Origin of the sequence: Pseudomonas sp. NDM, from assembly GCF_003105095.1 — a bacterium.
Taxonomy (GTDB): Bacteria; Pseudomonadota; Gammaproteobacteria; order Pseudomonadales; family Pseudomonadaceae; genus Aquipseudomonas; species Aquipseudomonas moraviensis_A.
The window spans coordinates 1-3,648 of record NZ_QETJ01000269.1 but is presented as its reverse complement, the minus strand read 5'-3'; the positions used below and the strand labels follow the sequence as shown (position 1 = coordinate 3,648).

Below are 3,648 nucleotides of genomic sequence, written 5' to 3'. Positions count from 1 at the left end.
ACACCGCCATCGCGAGCAGGCTCACTCCTACAGGGGGATTGCGTCGAAGGGGACCTCTCCATTGGTATAAGGAACACCGCCGTCATGACCGACGCCACCCACGCCCGCCTGCGCCCGCTGGCCGATACTTCGCCTTCCGCCATCGTCGCCGGTTTCATCGCGATGATGACCGGCTACACCAGTTCGCTGGTGCTGATGTTCCAGGCCGGGCAAGCGGCCGGGCTGAGCAGCGGGCAGATCTCCTCGTGGATCTGGGCGATCTCGATCGGCATGGCGGTGTGCTCGATCGGCCTGTCGCTGCGCTATCGCACACCGATCACCATCGCCTGGTCGACCCCCGGCGCGGCGTTGCTGATCACCAGCCTGGGCGGTGTCAGCTACGGCGAGGCGATCGGCGCCTACATTACCTGCGCGGTACTGGTGACGATTTGCGGCCTGACCGGCAGCTTCGAACGGCTGGTGAAAAAGATCCCGGCTTCCCTGGCGGCGGCATTGCTCGCCGGGATTCTGTTCAAGATCGGCAGCGAAATCTTTGTCGCCGCGCAACACCGCACCGGGCTGGTGCTGGGGATGTTCTTCACCTATCTGCTGGTCAAACGCCTGTCGCCGCGTTATGCCGTGCTCGCTGCGCTGCTGATCGGCACCGCGCTGTCGGGCTTCATGGGGCTGCTGGATTTCAGCGGCTTTCATCTGGAAGTGGCGACGCCAGTCTGGACTACGCCGCATTTCTCTCTGGCGGCGACCATCAGCATCGGCATTCCACTGTTCGTGGTGGCGATGACCTCGCAGAACATGCCCGGCATCGCGGTGCTGCGTGCCGATGGCTATAACGTCCCGGCCTCGCCATTGATCACCACCACCGGCATCGCCTCGTTGTTACTGGCGCCGTTCGGCTCCCACGGCATCAACCTCGCGGCGATCAGCGCGGCGATCTGCACTGGCCCGCATGCCCACGAAGACCGCAACAAGCGCTACACCGCCGCGGTGTGGTGCGGGGTGTTCTACGGGATCGCCGGGGTGTTCGGCGCCACATTGGCGGCCCTGTTTGCCGCATTGCCGAAAGAACTGGTGCTGTCGATTGCCGCACTGGCGCTGTTCGGCTCGATCATCAATGGTTTGAGCATCGCCATGAGCGAGGCGAAGGAACGGGAAGCTGCACTGATCACCTTTATGGTCACCGCGTCGGGGCTGACGCTGTTTTCCATTGGCTCGGCGTTCTGGGGGATTGTTGCGGGGGTGTTGACCTTGCTTATCCTGAACTGGCGCAAAGCGTAAGGCACAAGATCAAAAGCCCCTCACCCTAGCCCTCTCCCGGAGGGAGAGGGAACTGACCTTGGTGTTTGGAAGAGGTGCGCCACATGAGGTACCGAGTCGAACTCACATCTTGAAAAGCCCACAAATCGGCTCCCTCTCCCTCAGGAGAGGGCTGGGGTGAGGGGCAAATCCACCACCAAATCCAAGTCGAACACCCAAACCCCAGACGAAAAAAAACGGCGACCCGAAGGTCGCCGTTTTTTCAGTATCACTTCGCCGCGTTGATCGGCTTTTCCGGATACCACACGTCCAGCAGCGGGCTGACTTCGTACTTGGTCAGCTCGGAGCGGTTTTTCAGCCAGGCTTCAACGGCAGCGCGCTGCTCTTCGTTGACCGAGCCACGCTTCTGCAGGCATACCAGACCGAAGTCGTCGCCGCCTACATAACCCAGACCGTTGGCTTCCATGGCTTCTTTGATGAATGCTTCGAGGAAAGCGTCAATGGCTTCTTCGGACAAGTCTTCTTTGAAGTCCAGGTTCAGTTCGAAACCCAGCTCTTGAAATTCATCAACGCACAGTTTTTTGCGCAGACGCTGGGAACGGTTAGTCGCCATTGGAACAATCCTCTTAAGTAATAACGGCCGGCACTTTACCAGTTTAAGCCGGCGATTGCCCGACTCTCTGGCCGCTGCGGCCGACCGCCTGTAAAAAAATAACCCCTTGGCCGGCCCTGACACGGCACAAGCTGTTACAGCTTGGGGCATAATGCCGACACTTTCATGACCACTGAGGGCCTTTTCATCCATGTCCTCGTCTTTTTCCCCCTCTTCAGCAGGGTTTTATTGCATATGATCAAATCGTTGCGTCCACTGTTTCTCGCTGGCCTTCTTCTGCCTTTGGCCCTGCCCGTTTCCGCTGCCACCATCAACACTTCCCTTACCCCGAACGTCGAAAAAGCCCTCAAGGCCAGCAAGCTGCAGCCCACCGCGCTGTCGCTGGTGATGGTGCCGCTCGACGGTCCGGGCACGCCGACCGTGTTCAACGCCGATGTGTCGGTCAACCCGGCCTCGACGATGAAACTGGTCACCACCTATGCGGCGCTGGAAATGCTCGGCCCCAACCACCAGTGGAAAACCGAGTTCTACACCGATGGCGACCTCAGCGGCGGCATTCTCAACGGCAATCTCTACCTCAAGGGTGGCGGTGACCCGAAGCTGAACATGGAGAAACTCTGGCTGCTGATGCGCGACCTGCGCGCCAACGGCGTCACACAGATCACCGGCGACCTGATCCTCGACCGCAACTTCTTCGTGCAGCCGCAATTGCCGGAATTCAACGATGACGGCAACGACGACAACAAGCCGTTCCTGGTCAAGCCCGACTCGTTGCTGGTCAACCTGAAAGCCCTGCGCTTCGTTGCACGCAATGACGGTGGCCGCGTGTTGATTTCGGTGGAACCGCCGATTGCCAGCATTCGTATCGAAAACACCGTCAAGGCGCTGCCCTCCAAGCAATGCACCGGCGGCGTGCGCTACAACCCGGTGCCGCAGGCCGATGGCAGCGTGACCGTGACAGTCGGCGGCCAGTTGGGCGAAGGCTGCAGTTCGCAGACCTACCTGTCGCTGCTCGACCACGCCACCTACACCGCCGGCGCCGTGCGCGCGATCTGGAAGGAGCTGGGTGGCAGCATCCAGGGCAAGGATCGTCTGGCGCCGACGCCGAGCAGCGCCAAGTTGCTCGCCCGCGCTTACTCGCCGGATCTGGCCGAGATCATCCGCGACATCAATAAATACAGTAACAACACCATGGCTCAGCAGCTGTTCCTCAGCCTTGGCCAGCGTTTCCGCAACGACGCCGACGGTGATGACGCCCGGGCGGCGCAGCGCGTGGTCCGTCAATGGCTGGCGAAGAAAGGCATCACCGCCCCGCATCTGGTGATGGAGAACGGCTCTGGTCTGTCGCGGGCCGAGCGAGTCAGTGCGCGTGAGATGGCCAATATGCTTCAGGCCGCCTGGCACAGCCCGTACGCCGCCGAATACATCAGCTCGCTGCCGATTGCCGGTACCGACGGCACCATGCGCAAACGTCTGAAAACCACGGCGATGCGCGGCGAAGCCCACGTCAAGACCGGTACTCTGAACACCGTGCGCGCAATCGCCGGTTTCAGCCGTGACGTCAACGGCAATACCTGGGCGGTGGTGGCGATCCTCAACGACAAGGCCCCGTTCGGTGCCTCGTCGGTGCTCGATCAGGTGCTGCTGGATCTGTACAAACAGCCGAAACTGCCGCAGACCGCTTCGGTGCTCTGACCGACGCTGAAACCCCTGTAGGAGTGAGCCTGCTCGCGATAGCGGTGTATCAGACGCTGACATGTGTCTGGACGGACGCTATCGCG

Annotated in this window: 3 protein-coding genes; 2 read left to right on the top strand and 1 reads right to left on the bottom strand. The window is 61.0% G+C overall.

Annotated elements, in window-relative coordinates; translation table 11 throughout:
• The first annotated feature begins 84 nt into the window (after positions 1-84).
• Positions 85-1,275 (top strand): benzoate/H(+) symporter BenE family transporter, encoded by a 1,191-nt coding sequence (locus DCO47_RS26180; RefSeq protein WP_116659241.1) that lies wholly within the window; start codon positions 85-87, stop codon positions 1,273-1,275.
• Positions 1,276-1,522: 247 nt separating this feature from the next.
• On the opposite strand, the gene DCO47_RS26175 is transcribed toward DCO47_RS26180, so the two are convergent.
• Positions 1,523-1,867: a YggL family protein gene (locus DCO47_RS26175; protein WP_016773843.1), complete on the bottom strand. Its 345-nt coding sequence runs from the start codon at positions 1,865-1,867 to the stop codon at positions 1,523-1,525.
• Positions 1,868-2,101: 234 nt separating this feature from the next.
• Between DCO47_RS26175 and dacB the strand changes: the two genes are divergently transcribed.
• Positions 2,102-3,562 (top strand): D-alanyl-D-alanine carboxypeptidase/D-alanyl-D-alanine-endopeptidase, encoded by a 1,461-nt coding sequence (gene dacB, locus DCO47_RS26170; RefSeq protein ID WP_039763007.1) that lies wholly within the window; start codon positions 2,102-2,104, stop codon positions 3,560-3,562.
• The last annotated feature ends 86 nt before the right edge of the window (positions 3,563-3,648 follow it).

Coding starts and splice junctions, on each gene's coding strand:
- DCO47_RS26180 (WP_116659241.1), top strand. CDS start 85: ATGACCGACGCCACCCACGCCCGCCTGCGCCCGCTGGCCGATACTTCG.
- DCO47_RS26175 (WP_016773843.1), bottom strand. CDS start 1,867: ATGGCGACTAACCGTTCCCAGCGTCTGCGCAAAAAACTGTGCGTTGAT.
- dacB (WP_039763007.1), top strand. CDS start 2,102: ATGATCAAATCGTTGCGTCCACTGTTTCTCGCTGGCCTTCTTCTGCCT.